The 18,681-nt window shown below is 67.3% G+C and carries 14 protein-coding genes; 5 read left to right on the top strand and 9 right to left on the bottom strand.

The annotated features are described in order from the left end of the window. Nucleotides 1-182 precede the first annotated feature (182 nt). Entirely contained in the window at nt 183-1,598 is a 1,416-nt protein-coding gene (locus NP3_RS25450) for a hypothetical protein (protein WP_063044122.1), read from the top strand. Here NP3_RS25450 and NP3_RS25445 read toward each other — a convergent pair. Further along, entirely contained in the window at nt 1,591-2,223 is a 633-nt protein-coding gene (locus NP3_RS25445; RefSeq protein WP_063044142.1) for a TetR/AcrR family transcriptional regulator, read from the bottom strand. The two genes, NP3_RS25450 and NP3_RS25445, sit on opposite strands and share 8 nt — an antisense overlap. A 68-nt stretch (nt 2,224-2,291) precedes the next feature. On the opposite strand from NP3_RS25445, the gene NP3_RS25440 reads away from it, so the two are divergent. After that, a complete protein-coding gene (locus tag NP3_RS25440; protein WP_245721104.1) occupies nt 2,292-4,478 on the top strand; it encodes an MMPL family transporter in 2,187 nt (728 codons plus the stop codon). A 725-nt stretch (nt 4,479-5,203) separates the two neighbouring features. Here the strand turns inward: NP3_RS25440 and NP3_RS25435 are convergent. Further along, a complete protein-coding gene (locus NP3_RS25435) occupies nt 5,204-6,235 on the bottom strand; it encodes a stage II sporulation protein M (RefSeq protein WP_063044120.1) in 1,032 nt (343 codons plus the stop codon). A 41-nt stretch (nt 6,236-6,276) separates the two neighbouring features. Here NP3_RS25435 and NP3_RS25430 point away from each other — a divergent pair, with 41 nt between their 5' ends. After that, on the top strand, nt 6,277-7,080 hold the full coding sequence (locus tag NP3_RS25430; protein ID WP_063044119.1) for an RDD family protein: 804 nt from the start codon (nt 6,277-6,279) through the stop codon (nt 7,078-7,080). A 305-nt stretch (nt 7,081-7,385) separates the two neighbouring features. Here the strand turns inward: NP3_RS25430 and NP3_RS25425 are convergent, their stop codons facing one another. From NP3_RS25425 to NP3_RS25405, 5 genes are all read right to left on the bottom strand, one after another. Beyond that, a complete protein-coding gene (locus NP3_RS25425) occupies nt 7,386-8,681 on the bottom strand; it encodes a DUF58 domain-containing protein (protein ID WP_063044118.1) in 1,296 nt (431 codons plus the stop codon). A 3-nt stretch (nt 8,682-8,684) separates the two neighbouring features. After that, nucleotides 8,685-9,668: an AAA family ATPase gene (locus NP3_RS25420; RefSeq protein WP_063044117.1), complete on the bottom strand. Its 984-nt coding sequence runs from the start codon at nt 9,666-9,668 to the stop codon at nt 8,685-8,687. Next, nucleotides 9,665-10,696 (bottom strand): DUF4129 domain-containing protein, encoded by a 1,032-nt coding sequence (locus NP3_RS25415; RefSeq protein WP_063044116.1) that lies wholly within the window; start codon nt 10,694-10,696, stop codon nt 9,665-9,667. The genes NP3_RS25420 and NP3_RS25415 overlap by 4 nt, the downstream gene beginning before the upstream one ends. Continuing rightward, on the bottom strand, nt 10,693-11,514 hold the full coding sequence (locus NP3_RS25410) for a hypothetical protein (RefSeq protein WP_157124542.1): 822 nt from the start codon (nt 11,512-11,514) through the stop codon (nt 10,693-10,695). The genes NP3_RS25415 and NP3_RS25410 overlap by 4 nt, the downstream gene beginning before the upstream one ends. Before the next feature lie 114 nt (nt 11,515-11,628). Next, the gene (locus NP3_RS25405) at nt 11,629-12,174 is read right to left on the bottom strand and encodes a TetR/AcrR family transcriptional regulator (protein ID WP_063044115.1); all 546 of its coding nucleotides are present in this window, start codon (nt 12,172-12,174) and stop codon (nt 11,629-11,631) included. A gap of 88 nt (nt 12,175-12,262) precedes the next feature. Between NP3_RS25405 and NP3_RS25400 the strand changes: the two genes are divergently transcribed. After that, complete coding sequence (locus tag NP3_RS25400; RefSeq protein WP_063044140.1) at nt 12,263-13,789, top strand: MFS transporter; 1,527 nt, start codon at nt 12,263-12,265, stop codon at nt 13,787-13,789. Between the two features lie 71 nt (nt 13,790-13,860). On the opposite strand, the gene NP3_RS25395 is transcribed toward NP3_RS25400, so the two are convergent. Both NP3_RS25395 and NP3_RS25390 read right to left on the bottom strand, forming a co-directional pair. Beyond that, nucleotides 13,861-15,426, bottom strand: a complete 1,566-nt coding sequence (locus tag NP3_RS25395) for an adenylate/guanylate cyclase domain-containing protein (protein ID WP_063044114.1) — start codon at nt 15,424-15,426, stop codon at nt 13,861-13,863. 59 nt (nt 15,427-15,485) lie between these two features. After that, entirely contained in the window at nt 15,486-17,246 is a 1,761-nt protein-coding gene (locus NP3_RS25390) for a DUF4407 domain-containing protein (protein WP_063044139.1), read from the bottom strand. Nucleotides 17,247-17,541: 295 nt separating this feature from the next. Between NP3_RS25390 and aroQ the strand changes: the two genes are divergently transcribed. Further along, nucleotides 17,542-18,096 (top strand): gamma subclass chorismate mutase AroQ, encoded by a 555-nt coding sequence (aroQ, locus tag NP3_RS25385; RefSeq protein ID WP_063044113.1) that lies wholly within the window; start codon nt 17,542-17,544, stop codon nt 18,094-18,096. The last annotated feature ends 585 nt before the right edge of the window (nt 18,097-18,681 follow it).

The following is an 18,681-nucleotide window of genomic DNA, read 5'->3' as shown; positions in this document are numbered from 1 at the left end:
CGACATTCCGAATCGGACCCGGCAAGACATGCCAGATGGACCACTGATTTCGTATGAACATGGGTAACTCGTCGGGTACGTCCAGAACTCGACTCACACGTGACCGCCGGTCCGCGACGGCATCGGCGTGGCTCTCGGCGATCGGCAAAAGGCGCGGGGAGGCGGGGGAGCGAGCTGACCTGATGCGATCACCGCTGGCACTCCTTGCCGCCGCCGTCTTGGCGCTCGCGCCGATCGGTACTGCCGAGGCGGCGGGATCGTGGGGTCCGCTGGCGCCGCCGAATCCGTACCTCGGGCCGCTCGGCACCGCGACCATGCACGGTGATGCCGGATCGTCGGATGCGACGCCGCTGGCCGGGCCCGGCACCGGCGGGATTTCGGTGGCCGGGCATCCATTGGCTTCGGCATGTCCGACGCTGCTGCAAGGGTCGGACAATCTGGTCGTCGCGCTGTGCACACCCGTGATCGGCCAGACTCCGACCATCGATCTGCTCGATGCGTCCTTCGCCGGTCCGGTGGGCACGCCGCTGGCTTCGCTCGAGATCGCCAAGGGCAGCCTGCTCGGCGGTGTGTATGCCTATCTCGACAATGCCGACCGCCTGGTCATCGTGGACGGTAACCGCACTCTGCTCCGCGTCGGCCACTCGCGTGACGCGGCTGGCAAATGGCGGCTGTCGATCGATTCGTCCACCGACCTCGGCTCGGTAATTCCGGTGGGCGACAACGTGACCGGGCTGGTGCCGGACTGGTCCGGCAATGTCTGGTTCGCCACCGGCAAGGGTCTGGTCGGTCTGGTGACCCCCACGGGTGCGGCGGCGACCGTTGCGCTGCCCACGGGTGAGTCGGTGGCCAACAGCATTTCGTCGGCACCGAGCGGTCGGGTCGCGGTCGCCACCACGCACGCGCTGTACGAGTTGCGCGCCGACGCCACCGGGCGACCGGAGGTGCTGTGGCGCGCGGCCTACGATCGCGGATCGGCGCGCAAGCCCGGCCAACTCAGCTGGGGTACCGGCTCCACCCCGACCTACTTCGGGCCCACCTCCGGCGCGGAATATCTGACCATCGTCGACAATGCCGACGGACAGGTCAACGCACTTGTTTTCCGTTCCGGCACCGGACAATTGGTGTGCTCGCAACCGGTGCTCACCCGTGGTGGTGCGGGCAGTGAGAACTCGCCGATCGGTATCGGCCGGTCCCTGTTCGTCGCTAGCACGTACGGGTACCCGTACCCTACGGTCCCTGAGGGCGCAGGTCCCGCCGTTCCGGCCTCCGCGCCGTTCGTCGGCGGGATGACCAGGGTCGATGTCGACGACACCGGCTGCCATACGGTGTGGGAGAACACCGTTCGCAGCGCGGCCGTTCCGCATCTGTCCACCGCCGACGGCGCCATCTACACCGTGACGCGCATCGGACTCGACATCACCACCCCGCTCGACGGCTACGCGTTCACCGTCGTCAATCCTGATACCGGCGCGGTGATTTCGCATAGGCCGCTGGCCGGAACCATCGTCGACGACCCGCTGCAGACCTCACCGCTGATCACGCACGACCGCAAGATCCTGCAGGGCACGATCACCGGAATCCTGCGCGTCAGCTGAAGTCGGGGGCATTCGGTCCGGTGGCCAAACCCCGTTCGACCACCGTGAGGGCCCGGTGAATCGCGCTATCCCTGGCCGCGTCGTCGAGGTCGTCGAGTACGCCGTCGATGATCAGCGAGGCCATACCGTGCACCGTTGACCAGGCGGCGTATTCGGCGTCCGGTCGGTCCGCCGGGTCGAGGAAGCCGACGTCGACGAGTTCGTCCAGGAGTCCGGCCAGCAGATCGAAGGCGGGCGAAGGCATCTGATCGCCGCAGAACGCGGTGCGGAACAGGCCTGGTTCGCGCAGCGCGAAGGTGATGTAGCCCCGGCCCACCGCGCCCAGTCGGGTGATCGCATCTGCGGGCGGCGCCAAGCTCGCCATCGTCTCGGCCATTGCGCCGAACAGGGTGTGCTGAGCCTGTTCCTGTGCCGCGTTCAGCAACTCCTCGTGATTGGTGAAGTGCCGATAGGCCGCGGTCGGCGTGACGCCGACATGCCGGGCGGCCGCGCGCACGGTCACCGCCTCCGGCCCGCCGGTTTCGGCGAGTTCGGCGGCGGCGCGCACCAGGGCATTGCGCAGGTCGCCGTGGTGATACGGGCCGTCGCGGGTGGCACGCTTCGTTGCTGTTTCCGAATCCGTCATCGCATCGATGTTGACATCCGCACACATGGCGTGGCAAGTTAACACCCACAAAGTTTACGCATGACAACATGCCCGATCGGAGACCCGATATGTTCGAAACACTCGGCAGATTCGTTGTCCACCGCGCCCGCTGGATTCTGGTCGTCGGCGTGCTCGCCCTCATTGCGGGCGGTGTGGTCGGCGCGACGGCCTTCAGCAAGATGCAGCCCGGCGGCCAGCAGGATCCCAATGCCCAATCCAGTGCCGCGCTGACCCAATTGGCCGATAAGTTCGGCGCCGACACCGACTACGTCTTCCTGATCGAGGCGGAACAGGGGACGGTCGACGGCACCGCGGTTGCCACCATCGGCCGCGATCTGGCTCGGCGGCTCGCGGCTGACCAGCGCCTGACCAATGTCGTGTCGTATTGGGATACCGGATCACCGGCCATGCGCTCAGCGGACGGAACCGCGGCCGTCGTCCTGGCGGGCAATGTCGACAAGGACGCCACCGATAAGGAGAAGTCCGCCGCCTCGATCGTCGAGACCTACCGCGCCGACGGACCGGTCGCACAGATCAAGATCGGTGGCGGTACCGCGATCTTCCACTCGATCACCAAGCAGATCGGCAAGGATCTCGGCCTCGCGGAAGCCGTTGCGGTGCCGCTGATTCTGGCGCTGCTGGTGCTGGCCTTCGGCAATGTGGTCGCCGCGCTGCTCACCCTGGTGGTCGGCGGGATCGCCATCCTCGGCACCTTCACCGAACTCTCGATCCTGGGGTCCATCACCGACGTGTCGATCTACGCGGTGAATCTGACCACCGGACTCGGACTCGGGCTGGCGGTGGATTACGGACTGCTGATGGTGAGCCGCTTCCGTGAACGCCGCGCGGCCGGAGCCGAACCCGACGATGCGGTGATCGCTGCCGTATCGACGGCCGGACGCACCATCGCCTTCAGTGCGGCCACCGTCGTGGCGGCCCTGTCCGCACTGGTGATCTTCCCGCAGTACTTCCTCCGGTCCTTCGCCTACGGCGGCATCGGCGTGGTCGCCATCTCCGCCATTGCCGCGGTGGTCGTATTGCCCGCGCTGCTCGCGGTGCTCGGCGTGCGGACCGATGCCTGGCGGGTGCCCGGTGTCCGTGGAATCCGTGGTGACGCAACGCCGTTCTGGGCCGGAGTGGCCGGATTCGCGATGCGTCGGCCGCTACTGGCGGGTGTGCCGGTGGTGGCGGTGCTGCTGCTCGCCGCCGCACCGCTGTTGCACGTCCAGTTCGGTACACCCGACGATCGGGTGCTGCCGACCAGTACCGAGGTGCGTCAGGTCGGTGACGCGATGCGGGACGATTTCGGCGGCGGCGATGTCAACGCGCTGTCGGTGGTCACCGAAACGGGCGTTGCCGCAGCGCCGCTCGCGGATTACGCGCGCAGCCTGTCCAGGGTCGAGCATGTCACCCAGGTCGATTCGAGTGCGGGCACGTTCGTCCACGGCGAGCTGACGGCGAGCACACCCGCCGATGCCCGGTTCGCCCGCCCGGATGCGCAGCGCCTGACCGTGCTCACCGATCTGGACCGCAATTCGCCCGCTGCCCGCGATCTGGTCGATCGCGTGCGTGACGTGCCCGGTCCGGCCGGTGCCAATGCGCTGGTCGGCGGACAGGTGGCCGAACTGCGCGACAGCCTCGCCTCGATCGGCGCGAAACTGCCGATCGCCATCGGGTGGATCGTCGTGACGACCTTCGTACTGCTGTTCCTGTTCACCGGCAGCATCGTGCAGCCGCTGCGCGCACTGCTGTCGAATGTGCTGAGTCTGGCCGCCACGCTCGGGCTGATGGTGTTCGTCTTCCAGCAGGGGCACCTGTCCGGGCTGATCGGATTCACCCCTGCGCCGCTGGATGTTTCGATGTTGCTGCTGCTGTTCTGCATCACCTTCGGACTGTCGATGGACTACGAGGTCTTCGTGATCAGCCGGATCAAGGAACTGCACGATCGCGGTGCGTCCACGAAGGAAGCGGTTGTCGAGGGACTGGCCCGCACCGGACGCTTGGTAACCACCGCGGCGGCGCTGATTTCGATCAGCTTTCTGGCCTTCACCAGCAGTGACGTCCGGTTCATCCAGTTCTTCGGACTCGGCGCCGGGTTGGCGATTCTGATCGATGCGACGCTCGTGCGCGGCGTGCTGGTGCCGGTCGCGATGCGCCTGCTCGGCCGGGCGGCTTGGTACGCGCCGAAGCCGTTGCGATTGGCGTACGGGCGGCTCGGTCTGGCCGAAGCCTGAGACGTACGTCACGCGGCCCCGCATGCGTAGTGCGGGGCCGCGTTTCGGCTGTCGCACTGACGCTTTCGCCCGATCCGGCCAGGTCGAGCGAGGAAGGTGGCAGAGATCACAGAGCCGGTTATGGTTGCGGCCGTGGTGCTGACCGCGGTCCGATTCGGTACTCCATCGACTGCGTTTGCGCACCTGGTTAATCATGATCTTGACCGGATGTAAGTCCACCCCGAAGGGTTACGACTAGGTGTAGATCACGTTTATAACGCAGTAAACCAACCTGAAGTTTCTTTTACCTCATCCAACTGTCAGCAACACCAATTATCCGACGGTGAATGCGCAGGTCCGAATGGCATTTTGTCACCATTGAGGACTCTATGTTAACAATGCAGCTAATTGCTCGAAGAATGTTTGTCGACCACCGGCGGTTTCTGGATCGTGATCTGGGATCGCGCGCCGAAGGTCGGTTCCGAGGTCTGGTTTCGGCTGCCGAATGACCGCCGAAAGTTTGCTGGGCTACTGAAAAACGATGTGCCCACATGGGTTTGCTGGGGTGCTGCTTTATACGCCTGACCTCGGCGGGGAGGGTTGCGTCGGGATAACGATTGTGTAGAGTTGACGGTAACGCTGGCCGCAGCTGAGCTGGACTCGCTGCGGCCAGCGGAACTCAATTGGGGGACTTCGAATCTCGGTCGTTACGTAGCGTTGCTACCGATTGCCCGGACCCATTTCACTCACCGTGTGCTCGGCGTTGTCTGCCAGCGTTTCGCGGAATCCTCTTCAGCGCCACCGAATCCCAGTGCCGCGGCGGCTCGCGCGTCCTGATCGAGTGCGGCCCGGCGACCCACCACGAAGACGTAGCCGAGAAACAGTGCCTCCGCGATGAATCCGAAGCCGACCTTCACCGGCACGGGCAGCGAACTCGGTGTCACGAAACCCTCCAGCAGCCCGCAGACCAGCAGCACCGCGACCAGGCCGAGCGCGACCGTCGCGGTGGCCCGGCCCTGGCGCGCGACCGCCTCCAGCCGACTCGACCTTCCCGGATCGATCAGCGTCCAGCCCAGCTTCAGGCCGACCCCGCCCGCCACGAAGATCGCGGTCAGCTCGAGCGTGCCGTGCGGGAGGATGAATCCGAAGAACGAATCGAGCCGACCGGCATCGGCCATCAGCCCGCCGGTCACCGCCGTATTGAGCGCGTTTCCGAACAGCAGGTACACCGCGGGCAGGATCAGCACCCCGGTGAACAGCACCATCGCCGTCACCCATGCGTTATTGGTCCACACCTGCGCGGCGAACGCGTCGTGCGGATGTTCGGAGTAGTAGGTCTCGAATTCGCCGCCGGGTGCGGTGAGCCAGTCGTTGTGATCGGAGATGCCGAACAGATCGCGCGCCGAACCCGAACCGGCGATCCAGACGGCCAGACCGGTGGAGACGATGATGAAGACCGCCGCCACCGCGACCCACCACGGCCACGCCCGATACAGCGTCGCGGGGAAGCGGTGCGTGAAGAACCGGCCGACCTGGCTCCATGCGTCGCCCTTGGTGCCCAGCACCCGGCCGCGCGCCTTGGTCAGCAGTGCGCTGAGTCCGGCGATGAGTTCCGGATCCGGACTGTGCGATTGCAGCCGCGCAAGCTGCTGTGAGGTGCGCCGGTACAGCGCGACGAGTTCGTCTGCCTCCGCGCCGCTGAGCTTGCGCCGCCCGGCCAGATGGGCCAGCCGATCCCATGCCCCTCGCTGTGCGTAGCTGTACGCATCTACGTCCATTGGTTGCCTCCCATACCGCCGGTCGGAAGAATGCTATCGACATGGCTGAATTCACCACCGGCGAAGCGGTCGCACTCGAGCTGCCGATCGCCCGGATCCCGACCAGGGCCACCGCGTTCCTCTTGGACGTGCTGGTGCAATTCATGCTGGGCAGCATGCTGATGCTCGGCCTCAGCGTGGCGCTGCTCTACTTCGGCGCCGACTCGGCGTGGTACAGCGCGGCGGCGATCACCACGATCGTCGGGACGCTGGTCGGCTATCCGGTGGTCTGCGAAACCCTCATGCGCGGACGAACCGTCGGCAAGCTCATGCTCGGGCTGCGGGTGGTGCGCGGTGACGGCGGGCCGATCGATTTCCGCCACGCCCTGACCCGCGGTCTGGCGGGTGTGATCGTCGACTTCTGGATGTTGGGCGCATTCGGCGCGGTCGGGGTGATCACCTCGATGTGTTCGCCGAATGCGCGCCGGGTCGGCGATGTGCTCGCGGGCACCGTTGTCGTGCACAGCCAGCGCCGCGTGCCCTTCCCGCTCCTGGCCGTCGCACCGCCGTGGCTGGTCGCCTGGTCCGGGCAGTTGGACCTGTCCGGCATCACCGAGGATCTCGCACTCGCGGTACGCCAGTACCTGTCCCGCATCAACACCCTGAGCCCCGCCGCCCAGGCGAACCTCGGCCACACTCTGCTCCTCGCCGTCTGTGACCGCCTGCAGATCCCGGTACCTGCCGGGTATCCGCCCGTACAGATCCTCGGCGCGGTGATCGCCGAACGTCAACGCCGCACGCTCGCGCCGATCACGCCGATGGTGATGGCAGGTCCGCGCCCGATGCCGATCGCCCGCGCGAGCTGAGTCTCCACCTGCAACACGGTCGTTCGGCGGTGACCCGAGCTGGGCTGCACGACCGCCGCGCTGGGGGAACGTCGACTCGCTGGCGGTTGAGGAGCGTGTTCGTGGCTTCTATGGTCGGCGCTGCACCCTGGCTTGTAGGCGGGCTGGTTCTGATTGCCCGTCTGTGGGCAGGGTCGTGGGCGATCGTTCGCTCGCCAAGGACTTGTTCGCCCCGGAGCGGGAGCTCGCAATCCGGATAATGCAGTGTTCCCGGATCGACATCGATGCCGAGGCGACTTCGTGTCCGCGGCCGAGCGATCGTGGAGTCACATGGTGCCGGACTGTTTCAGCTCCAGGTATTCGTCGGCAAGGGCTTCGGGGAGGCGCTCCGGGGAGGCCGCGACCACATCAATGCCCATGCGGCGCAGGGATTCCTGGACCAGGGCGCGTTCGGCGATCAGGGATTCGGCGGCGGCAGCGGGGTAGAGGTCGGCGAGGGTGTCGCGTTTGGTGGCGGCCGCGGCGACATCGGGATCGGTGACCGAGACGATCAGGACGCGGTGGCGTTGGGCGAGGGTCGGCAGGACCGGTAGCAGGTTCTCTTCGACGGCCGCCCCGTCCAGACTGGTGAACCAGACGACCAGACTGCGACGGCGGGCGCGCTGGATGGCAGCGCGGACCAGGCCCGCGCTGTCGGTGTCGACCAGTGCGGGGGTGACGCCCGCCATGGCGTGCATGAGTTTCAGTTGCAGGCGGCGACCGCCCACACCACGGACCTCGGTGCGGACCTGCCGGTCGTAAGCGAGCAAATCCACCGAATCGCCTGCGGCCGCGGCCAATCCGCCGAGCAGCAGAGCGGCCTCGACACTCGCGTCCAGCCGGGTGCCGGTGCCGACGCGGCCCGCGCTGATCCGGCCGGTGTCGAGCACCATCAGCATGTGCCGGTTGCGTTCCGGACGCCAGGTGCGCACCAGCACATCGGTGGCACGGGCGGTCGCGCGCCAATCGATGGCCCGCACATCGTCACCGGCGACATACTCGCGGAAGGAATCGAATTCGGTGCCCTGACCGCGCATATTCGCGACATTGCGGCCCTCGAGATGTTGCAGCCGTTTGACTTTCGAGCGCAGCAGCCGTTCGCTGCGGAATTCCGGCAGCGCCCGGACCCGAGCGGGCACGGTGTGGCGAGTTTGCCATCCGGCCATACCGAGCAGGCCGAACAATCGCACCGTCACCGGACCGGCGACTCGATCGCCGCGGTAGGTCGGTGTCAATGCGGTTTGTACTCGCATGCGGGTATTGGGCGGCAGATCCAGTCGGTGCGTGCGGGTTTCGGCGCGAGCGCTGCCGGGCCAGTCGTCCCACAGCCGTCCGCGCACGGTCCTGGTTCCGCTGTTCACCACGTCGAGTTCCACCTCGGCGCCGCGCCCGAGCCGGATCACGGTCAACGACTCCCTGGCCAGCGTGAGGTCACGCGCTCGCGCCACTGTGCCGAGATCGAAAAGTACAAGGGCGGCAAGCACACTCGACATGAGGACGACACCGAGCCACGACGGCATGACGAAGCAGACGAACAGCGCGAGCACCGCCGCCGTCAGGGCGAGCCGACCGGTGACGACCACGCGCTACACCGGAACCGGAACCGAAAGCAGCAGTGACGACATGACGCCCTCGGTCGTCACACCGTCCAACTCCGCCTCGGGCCGCAGATGCAGCCGATGCCGAAGTACCGCGACCGCAACCGATTTCACATCGTCCGGGGTCACGAACCCACGCCCGTTCAGCCAGGCGAACGCGCGCGAGGCCGCCATCAGCGCGGTCGCGCCGCGGGTGGACGCGCCGTGCTGGACCGCCGGGGAGTTGCGGGTGGCCCGGCAGATATCCACCGTGTAGGCGAGCACTTCCGGACTGATGGTGACCCGGGTGATCGCCGCCCGCGCCGCGCCGATATGCGCCGGACCCGCGACCGGACGCAGACCAGCGGCGGTCAGATCGCGCGGATCGAAGCCGCCCGCGTGCCGCTGCAGAATGCGGAATTCGTCGTCGCGCCCGGGCAATTGGATATCGACCTTGAACAGGAACCGGTCCAGCTGCGCCTCCGGCAGCGGATAGGTGCCCTCCTGTTCGATCGGATTCTGGGTGGCGACCACGACGAACGGGTCCGGCAGCGGCTGCGGCTTGCCGTCTACCGAGACCTGACGCTCCTCCATCGATTCCAGCAGCGCCGATTGGGTTTTCGGTGGCGTGCGGTTGATCTCGTCGGCGAGTAGCAGATTGGTGAAGACCGGGCCGTGCCGGAAGGTGAATTCGGTGGTGTGCGGATCGTAGATCTGCGAACCGGTCACATCGCCCGGCATCAGGTCCGGGGTGAACTGGACCCTGGCGTGTTCCAGATCCAGGGCCGTCGCCAGCGCACGGACCAGCAGCGTCTTCGCTACGCCGGGAACGCCTTCCAGCAGCACATGGCCGCGGCAGAGCAGGGCGAGCACCAGGTACATGATCGCGGTGTCGTTGCCGATCACCGCCTTGCCGATCTCGGCACGCAGTGCGGCGAATGCGGCGCCCGCCTCCTCGGCGGTCGGGGTGTGGTTGGTGTCCGTGCTGGTCATCCGACCTCCGCCTCTATCCATTCGAGTTGTGTGGCAACGAGTTGCAGGGTGCTCGAATCGGGCACCGGTCCGTACAGCGCGGCGCCGACCATGGCCGGATCGGCCCCGGTACGCGCGGCGACGGTCGCGACAAGCCGGTCCGGCGTGACATCGGTGCCGACGCCGAGCATTGGGCGGATGCGGCGCAGCGTGGCGGCGCGCAGCCGGGCCGCGACATGTTCGTGGTCCTTCGACCGGCGATAGAGCGCCGCCTGGCCGCCGAGCAGCTCGTTCGCGGCCACTTCCACGGGTCGCGGTTCGCCGACGAGCGCGCCGCGGCGACGCGCCCGCCACCACACCAGCACAGCCGCGGCGATGAGGAATTGCAGGCCGCCGAAGGCGACCGGTGCGGGCAGCCTGCCGAAGATGGAGTCCTGGCCCGCGCCGAAGCCGGAGTCGTCGCGGTTGTCATCCGGATGGTGCTCGGGGGGTTTGGGCGGCGGAATATCCGGCGGTGTCGGCTTATGCGGCGCGGGCGCGGCACACGAATTCAACACCGCGTACAGCAGCACGACCAGCGCGATGGCGGCCAGCAGCGCGGCCCAGAATTTCGGATTGCGCAGCAGGTCCGGCAGCGGCGGAAGTTGTCGGCGGGTCTTGGTCTTCTCGGTGATCGTCGCTTCGACCGGTTCCGGTGCGGGCGGTGGGGCGCTGCGCGAGAAGCGGTCGGCATATTCGAGGCGGCGGTATTCGTCCTCGGTGGCGCGGCGGCCGCCGTACACGACCTCGTCGAAACTGTGTGCGGCCGGGTGTAATTCGCTCGCATCCTCGAGCGGCAGCGTGGTGGTCGCGTCGTCGGCGGTTTCCCGCGCGGTCCGCGAGCGGCGGACCTCCAGCATGCCGCGCTGTTCCAGGCCGCGTAGTACCGCGCGGAACCGCTCGCGTAGCGCGGTGTCGAAATCCCGGTGCAGTGCGGCGTTTTCGGCGGCGTCGCGGTGGGCGTCGGCGGGGCCGAGTCGTGGTGGTGGCGGTGCTGTGGGTTCTGTCATCGTTTATCCGTCCCGGGGACGCGGATGTCGAGCCCCTCGCGGCGGCATCGGCGATCCACATACGAGACCACCCGCGTCGCCGACTCGACCACCTCACCGAAGGCGATGATCGACAGCGCGGACGTCGACAGCAGGACGATGACCTGCCAGCGATGAGTGCCGGTGAAATCCGAGAGGTACCACGGAATGCCGAGCAGCGGCACGCCGACGAGGACGACCAGGGCGCGGCAGGCGAACCACAATCCGGTTATCGACGGCTGCGCACCCTGGACGAGCAGCTTCGAGCGCGCGACCGCTCCGGCGTGCGTGGTCCGTTCGACGAAGATCACCGGCACCGCGACGAACCGTCCGGCCCGCAGATAGCCGAGCCAGATCAACGCGAACGGATACGTGATGATCAGCAGGCTGCCGACGATCAGCACGCCGATGCCGACCAGCGAGAACAGTACGTGGAAGGCCAACAGCGGCCCGGCGACCGCACCGACCCGGCTCAGCGCCGTGCGCCAGCCGATCGGCGATCCGGCGACCGTCGCGAGTCCGAGGGCGACCGTCACCCCGCGTAGCACGAACCGCAGCAACCAGGCGGCGGCGGCCGTCGACAGGATCGCCGCCCACGCGGTGCCCGCGTCGGAGCCGTCGGTCAGATAGGAGATCCCGCCGGTAATCGCGACGACCAGCAGTTCGGCGATGACGAGTCCGATCGCGGTCGTGCCCGCCAGCACGACGACATTCGCCTGGATCAGCGCGAACGGCTCGTCGAGCAGTTCGCGAAAGCTCAGTGGGCGGATCGGCACCGTCGTTCCAGGGGAGGTTGGCACCGGATCGTTCCCCGCCCCGACGGCACCGGCCGGCTCGGCGGCTGGTAACACGCGGCCGAGTCTAGCCGTCGGCGACCCGCCAGGCGGGGCGCAACATACGGATGGTGCGTCTGCTCAGCGCTCGAGCAGTCGTTGCACGACTTTCCGGTATCGCGTCGGGTCGATCGGCGGAAGGCCGAGCAGCGCGCGCAGATAGACGCCGTCGCCGACCAAACGGATGATGTCGGCCCGCACCGGATCGTCGATGTCCTTGTCCAGGCCGTCCGACCAGCCGTCCATCATGTCCGACAGCGCCTGCTGCACCTCGTCGGTTTCCGGGCCGGAGCTGGCGTCGATGGTGCGCATGGCCGCGACCATCGAACGGTAGAGCGTCAATTCGAGCGCGTCCGAGGTGTTGTTCGGATTCGGGGTCTGCAGATACCACTCGGCCACGGAGGTGCCCTTGGCGACGGCGGCGCCGAGTTGTTCTTCGGCGCGTTCGCTCAGTCGGCGCACCAGCCCCGCGAGCAGGGCGTCCTTGCTTTTGAAGTGGTACAGCAGGCCGCCTTTGGAGACCCCGGCGGTCGCGGCGACATTCTCCAGGGTCACCTGGGACATGCCCTTTTCCAGCAGCAGTGTCTCGAGTGCGTCCAGGATCCGGTCGCGGGTGTTCGCTGTCACTCCGGTCACTATACCGGCTGGACGGTAAGGTCGTTCTACTGTACCGTCTGGACGGTAATAACGCCCAGCGATGGAAGTCGAGAAGGCGATGACCACACAGATCGAGAAGGGCACCGGGTCGGTGCCGCGTGCCACGGCGCGTGATTGGGCCGGACTGGTGGTACTGGCCTTGGCCCTGCTGCTGCTCGCCGTCGATGCGACCGTGCTCGACCTCGCGGTGCCCGCGATCAGCGCCGAACTGGCGCCGACCACGCCGCAGCTGCTGTGGATCATCGACGTGTACTCGTTCGTGCTGGCCGGACTGCTCGTCGTCATGGGCAATCTGGGTGACCGGATCGGACGGCGCAGGTTGCTGCTGATCGGCGCCGTCGGATTCGGTCTCGCCTCGGTGCTCGCCGCCTGGTCGGTCGATCCGGAGATGCTCATCGCCGCACGTGTGCTGCAGGGTGTCGCCGGTGCGACCCTGATGCCCGCGACGCTGGGTCTGATCCGGTCGATGTTCCTGGATCCGCGACAGCGCACCGTCGCCATCTCGGTCTGGGCCGCGATGGCCGGTGGTGGTGCTGCGGCCGGTCCGCTGCTCGGCGGCTGGCTGCTCGAGCATTACTGGTGGGGTTCGGTATTCCTGGTGAATCTGCCGGTCATGCTGGTGCTGCTCGCGGTTGGCCCGGTGCTGATTCCGGAATCCCGCGACCCGAAGCCCGGTCGTTTCGATCTGGCGAGCGCGGTGCTGTCCATGCTGGCCATGGTGCCGGTGGCGTATGCGGTCAAGGAATCCGCGGCGCACGGTATGAGCCTGCGGCTCTTGGTGTTCGCAGCGATCGGCGTGATCGCGGGTGTGCTGTTCGTGCGCAGGCAGCGCGGTCTCGCGCATCCGATGCTCGACCTGAAGCTGTTCGCATTGCCCAGGTTCCGCACCGCGGTGCTCACCAATCTGCTCGCGGTATTCGCACTGGCCGGTGTGCTGTTCTCCGGTTCGCAGTATCTGCAGTTGGTGCTCGGGCATTCGCCGATGCAGGCCGGACTGCTCCTGCTGCCCGGTCTCGTGGCCAGCGTATTCGCTTCGCTGGCGGCGGCGTGGTTGGTGCGGGTGCTGCGTCCCGGACAGGTGCTCGGTGGTGCGCTGGTGCTCGCCGCGGTCGGTGCGGCGCTGTTCCTGTGGCTGAGCCCGGATGCGGCGGCCAGTAGGGTGCCGTTCACTCTCGGGTTCCTGCTCATCGGGGCGGGTGTCGGTGTGGCACTGACGGTTTCGTCGGATCTGGTGGTGAGTTCGGCTCCGGCCGAGCGGGCCGGTGCGGCCGCGGCGGTTTCGGAGACGGCCTACGAGAGCGGTATCGCACTCGGGGTCGCGGTCCTCGGCAGCGTGACCATGGCGGTTTTCCGCGGTGGGCTCGACCTGTCCCAGGTACCGAGCGCGCAGGTCGGTGCGGCGTCGGAATCCCTCGGTGGCGCTACCGAATTCGCTCGGCAGCTGCCGGAATCGGTGGCGGAGGGATTTCTGAGTTCGGTGCACGAAGCATTCGTCTCGGGCGTGCACGCCGCGGCTATCGGCACGGCGGCGGTGCTACTGATCGCCGCGGTGGTGGCCTTCCGATTGCGGACTGGTCGCACGTAGCCGTTGTGACCCCGACAGGTATGCGCTTTCGGGACTTCGCCACCGGCGGGTGCTGATCGGTGGCGCTCGTCCTACCGGGGCCTGCCCAGTCGGGTCGGTGTGACGCGCCCGCGGAGGGTGACGGATTCGCCGAGCTGCCAGTGCGTTGCCTCGGACGGATCGGCGGCGCCGATGGTGGATGCCGAGGTGAGCAGGCGGTTGGGGTCGGTTTTGGCGAGTTCGCAGAGTCGGGCGGCCTCGTTGACCGCATCGCCGATGACGGTGAATTCGTAGCGTTGGTGTGCGCCGACATTGCCCGCGACGACGCGGCCCGCGGCAACGCCGATGGCGGCGGTGAAATCGGATGCCTTGGCGGTCAAGCGGTTTCGGATGGTCCGGGCACACGACAGGGCCGCGCCCGCCGCGTCGTCGAGCGGTGCCGGCGTCCCGAAGACGGCGAGTGCCGCGTCGCCCTCGAACTTGTTGAGCAGGCCGCCGCACCCTTCGACTTCGTCGACCACGATCTCGAAGAAACTGTTCAGGATGGCGACGATTTCGGTGGCGGGACGGGTGGCGGTCATGGTCGTCGAGCCGATGATGTCGATGAACAGCACGGCTGCCTCGCGCTCCACCCCGCCGAGATTCGGCTCGCGCTCGAGCGCAGCCTCCGCCACCTCGTGGCCGACATGTCTGCCGAACAGGTCCCTGATCTGTTCGCGCTCACGCAGTCCCGCCACCATGCGATTGAATCCGCTTTGCAACTCACCCAATTCGGTGCCGTCGTATACCGTGACGGCGACATCGAGATCGCCGTCCTCCACCCGACGCAGCGCGCGCCGCACTCCTCGAATGGGTGCGACCGTCGCCGAAAGCGTCTGCGCCATCAGCAATAGACCGAAGCAGAGCCCGGCCCCGCCGAGCGCCAGCACGCACACCGCCAACCGCGCCGTGCTCACGGTGTCCATGGTCAGTGCCATGATGGCGAGCACCATGGAGCCTGCGACGGGCACCGCGGAGCCGAGCGTCCAGGCCAGAATCGACCGGCCGAAGACACCGATACCGCGCCGCCTTCGTGAGGCCGCCGCCTCCAGTACCCGCGCGGTCGAGGGTCGCAGCGCGAACTCGATGATCAGATAACTGTTGGCGGACACCACGATCGCGCTGATCCCGATGCCGAAGACGATTTTCGGAATCAGCGCCGGATCCGACAGTCCGTACAGCGTGGTCAGCAGCGCCATCCCGCCCAGCCAGAGCACCGCCTGGCACCCTACGAGCAGCATCGGCACCCGCGTGGCCGCGATCTGTTCCGCCTCGTTCGGCACCTGATCCGGATCGATGGCCCAGCGCAACGCACGCAGCCCGCGCGTCGTGCCCCACCACATCCCGATCAGCAGCGCCAGCACCCCGTACAGCGGTGTCGCAACGAAATTGAGCAGCACCAGCCGCCTGGTGAACACCGTCGGCCCGGGCAATACGAAGCCGATCAAGGCGATCGAGACGGTGATCCCGGTGACATTCGCGATCAACAACGGCACCGTCAACAGCAACTGCACCCGAATCCGCCGCTTCCCCGCCGACTCCGCTGCCGACCCGAGCAGCCGCGACCCCCAAGGGGCAGCCCCCGCATCCGGCACGGTCCGCAAGTCACTGTCGGGCATGCGTTGCAGACTAATGCGCCGCAGCGATGTCGATGGCAGTCAGCGCTGCCGGTGACTGGTCAGTTGGCGGGCGGCAGTTCCCTTGGGCCGCGGTGGCCGGGGAGTTCGTTGCGGGGGCGGGTCGAGAGTTCGTCGTGGCGGTCGGCCTGGGGGAGGCCGTAGCCCTGGGGGGTGGGCTGGGGCAGGGCGGAGTAGTGGGGGTGCTGGGTGTAGTCCGCGTCGACGACGGTGGCTGCGACGCGTTGGGCGTGCCAGGACTCGGGGGTGGCGGGCAATTGGTAGCCGGGGTGCGGGGGCTGGGTCATTGCCGGGGCGTGCGAATCCTGGGAGTCGACGGTCACCTTGCGGGTGCGGCGCAGGGTGAAGGTGATCTCCTCGACCTCTTCGAATGCCTGGCGTGCGGTGCGCAGCGGGTGGGTGGCGGTGTCGATCGCATTGGCGACGAACGCGGGTACCAGCGGTCGGATGAAGCGGGCCGCGGTATCGGAGAACGGCACGGTGCCGATCAGCGGAAGTTCCAGGCCGCCGCCCTTGGGGGCGGCCGAGGCGGTATGCGGCACCACCGCGCCTGCGCCGCCGGTCGGTGCGAGCGCACCCGCACGCACGGTGGCCGGAAGATTGGGGGTCACCTCATGAGACACGGAGCTGTCCTCTCGGTCGCCAGCCGTTCCGGCTGGAAGTTCGCCTCGCCCCGGGTCCGTGATGCCGATTTCCAACCCACCGATGGCGGCGATGATCCGGGTGCGTTGACGCTCCCGATCGATGGCGGTATCGGCCTCGACGGCCAGCCGGGCAGCGGTCAATTGTTGTTCGGTGCGCAGGTTTTCGGCCTCGGCCCGCACCTCGGCGCGTTTCACCGCGATCGCGGCGTCGGCGCTGCGCTCGGCGCGGTCCTGCACGGTGTGGAAGGCCAGTCGCCGATCGAGTGAGGTCTCCCCGCGCCACCACCGCAGGATCAGCGGCAGCAGCGCGAGCAGGACGAAGGTGAGGATGCTCAGCACCCGCAGCAGGAATGCGCCCGCCGTACCGGTGGTGTAGTCGTTCATGGCCAGCCAGCGCGCGCCGAGGCCGCGATCGGCATCGGCGAAGGCGGCGGAACCGGCGGTGTCGAGTGCCTTCTGGTCCTCGGTGATCCGCTGATCCAGTCCGGCCACCCGATCCTGCGCCGCGGCCAGCTGCTTTCGCGCGTCGTCGAGCATCGCGTTGGCGGTCTGCGATTCGGGGCCGCGACCGGGCACACCGGTGATCCTGGTCTGCGGGCATTCCGGCGTCGGGTTGTATTCGCAGCGCGCGATCACCAGCGCGTGGTCGATATCGGCCTGCGCCTTGGTAATCGACTGGTCCAGTGCGGCGCGATCGCCCTTGGCGCGATCGAGTTCGGTCCGCGCGGTGACCACCGCAGGTGCGGAATCGACCGCACGCTGCGCCTTTTCATCGAGCAGCCGGTCGATGGTGCCGCCGAACAGCACCGTCGAAGCGAGTTCTGCGACCAGGACCCCGGCCACCACCGCGACTGCGATCCGTCCGGCGAGGCCGCGGCGATCCGGACCACCGGCCGGTCGTGCGGTCGCGAGGGTACGAGCCACCGCACCCGCCAGCAGTGCGACGACGAGCGCGACGAACACGATCGCGAACAGCGGCATGGCATCGGCCGTGGCAAGTGCGACCGTGCCGACGATCCCGGCCACCGCCGCGAACAGCAGTACCACCGCGCCGCTCACGGCATAATCCGCCCGCTCATGCGGATAGTCGAATTCGGTCCCACCCTGCTCGCGCCCGACACCTCCACCGAGCCAGGTGAACAAGCCGGTGACTGTCATGGGATCCCACATCCTCTACATCCCAAGTCAAAGTGGCGGCTCGCTAGCGACTGCTTGCAGGTCGCTCGAAAAACCCGCCGAAGCCGTCACTGATTCGTTGTCACAGCGTGACAGGCGCGACCGCGACACACCGAGCATGCGGCCTGGGATGTGGTCAGGCTCACAGAATTCGGTTCGACCGCCGGACCTGTGCGCCCGCTCACCCTTAATCTGGCAGGAATGACCGCACCGGAACGAGCCGACGAACGGGGTGTTGCGAGTGTTTTTCCGAGGCTCGGCAAGGGTTTTGGTGTGTGTGGCAGCGGCGCTGTTGATGGCCGCCCCCGATAGCCGTGCGCAAACACTCGATGACGATCCGGTCTTGGATCGCATCGTCGCTCTGGTGACCGAACGCCTGGATACCGCCGACGCCGTCGCCGCGGCCAAATGGGCGGCCGCCGCTCAGAACGGCGGCAGGCCCTCGATCGACGATCCGGAACGCGAAGCGCAGGTATACGACGCGATGGTGCGCCTCGGAGCCGACCGCGGACTTCCGGAAAGCTGGATCTACCAGGTGTTCTTCGGACAGATCGAGGCCAACAAGATCGTCCAGCGCGGCTTGGTCACCCGCTGGCGCTTCGATCCGGCCGCGGTGCCGAGCACGCCGCCCGACCTGGCGTCGGTGCGCCCGGTGATCGACCGGGTGAATGTGGAAATCGTCGACCAACTCGCACTGCGCCGCGCCGAGCTCACCGGTCGGAACTGTGTCTTGCGCCTGGCATCGCCCGTTTTCGGGATGCTCGCGTCCGGCCGCGATGCGCTGCATCAGGCGGCGCTGGTCCGTGCCGCCACCGCGTTGTGCGGTCCCTAGCTGGGTGTGCTGCAAGCCGCAAATCGTCGGCACCTGGTGTCGCCCGATGTAAATGTGTTGTAAACCACTCGAATTCGATTGCTGGAAATGTGCTGAATCCCACATCGAGCAAAAGAGTCCGGACGGTCGGATCGGGTTGTGTGCTTGTCACACCCCTGTCGGAAATCTCTCATCCAGCCCGCTGGCGAGTTAGCCACCGCGCATCGGGTTTGCCCCGCCCGAAGCAGGGGAAATCCACTTCGATGCAGGTGAGCGCCGGTTCTCGGGGTGTTTGGTGCGGCGTGGTGCGGGTCCTGGGCGCCCGTTCTCGCTGCTTGGCACCCGGTGCCAAGGGGATCGATCGCACCGCGTTCGCTGCTTTACACTGGACGACGCGCACACGTGGAGGACCAATTGAAGAAGCCCAGCTAGACCCGGTTATTAGCACGACCTAAGTTGGTTGGGCCCAGGACCTGACTTATCGTTTGCTCTTAATGCCGAACACAACAATGTTCGGCAATAGCGCCCGCTCGGGCTCGGAAATCCGGTGCCCAAGCGTAGCGGGCGCGCACCCGTGCGGAGGTAAGGAACACGTAAGCGTTCCGT

Origin of the sequence: Nocardia pseudovaccinii NBRC 100343, from assembly GCF_001613225.1 — a bacterium.
GTDB classification, from domain to species: Bacteria; Actinomycetota; Actinomycetes; order Mycobacteriales; family Mycobacteriaceae; genus Nocardia; species Nocardia pseudovaccinii.
The sequence above is the reverse complement of the archived record's forward strand: the minus strand, read 5'-3'. Positions and strand labels throughout refer to the sequence as shown.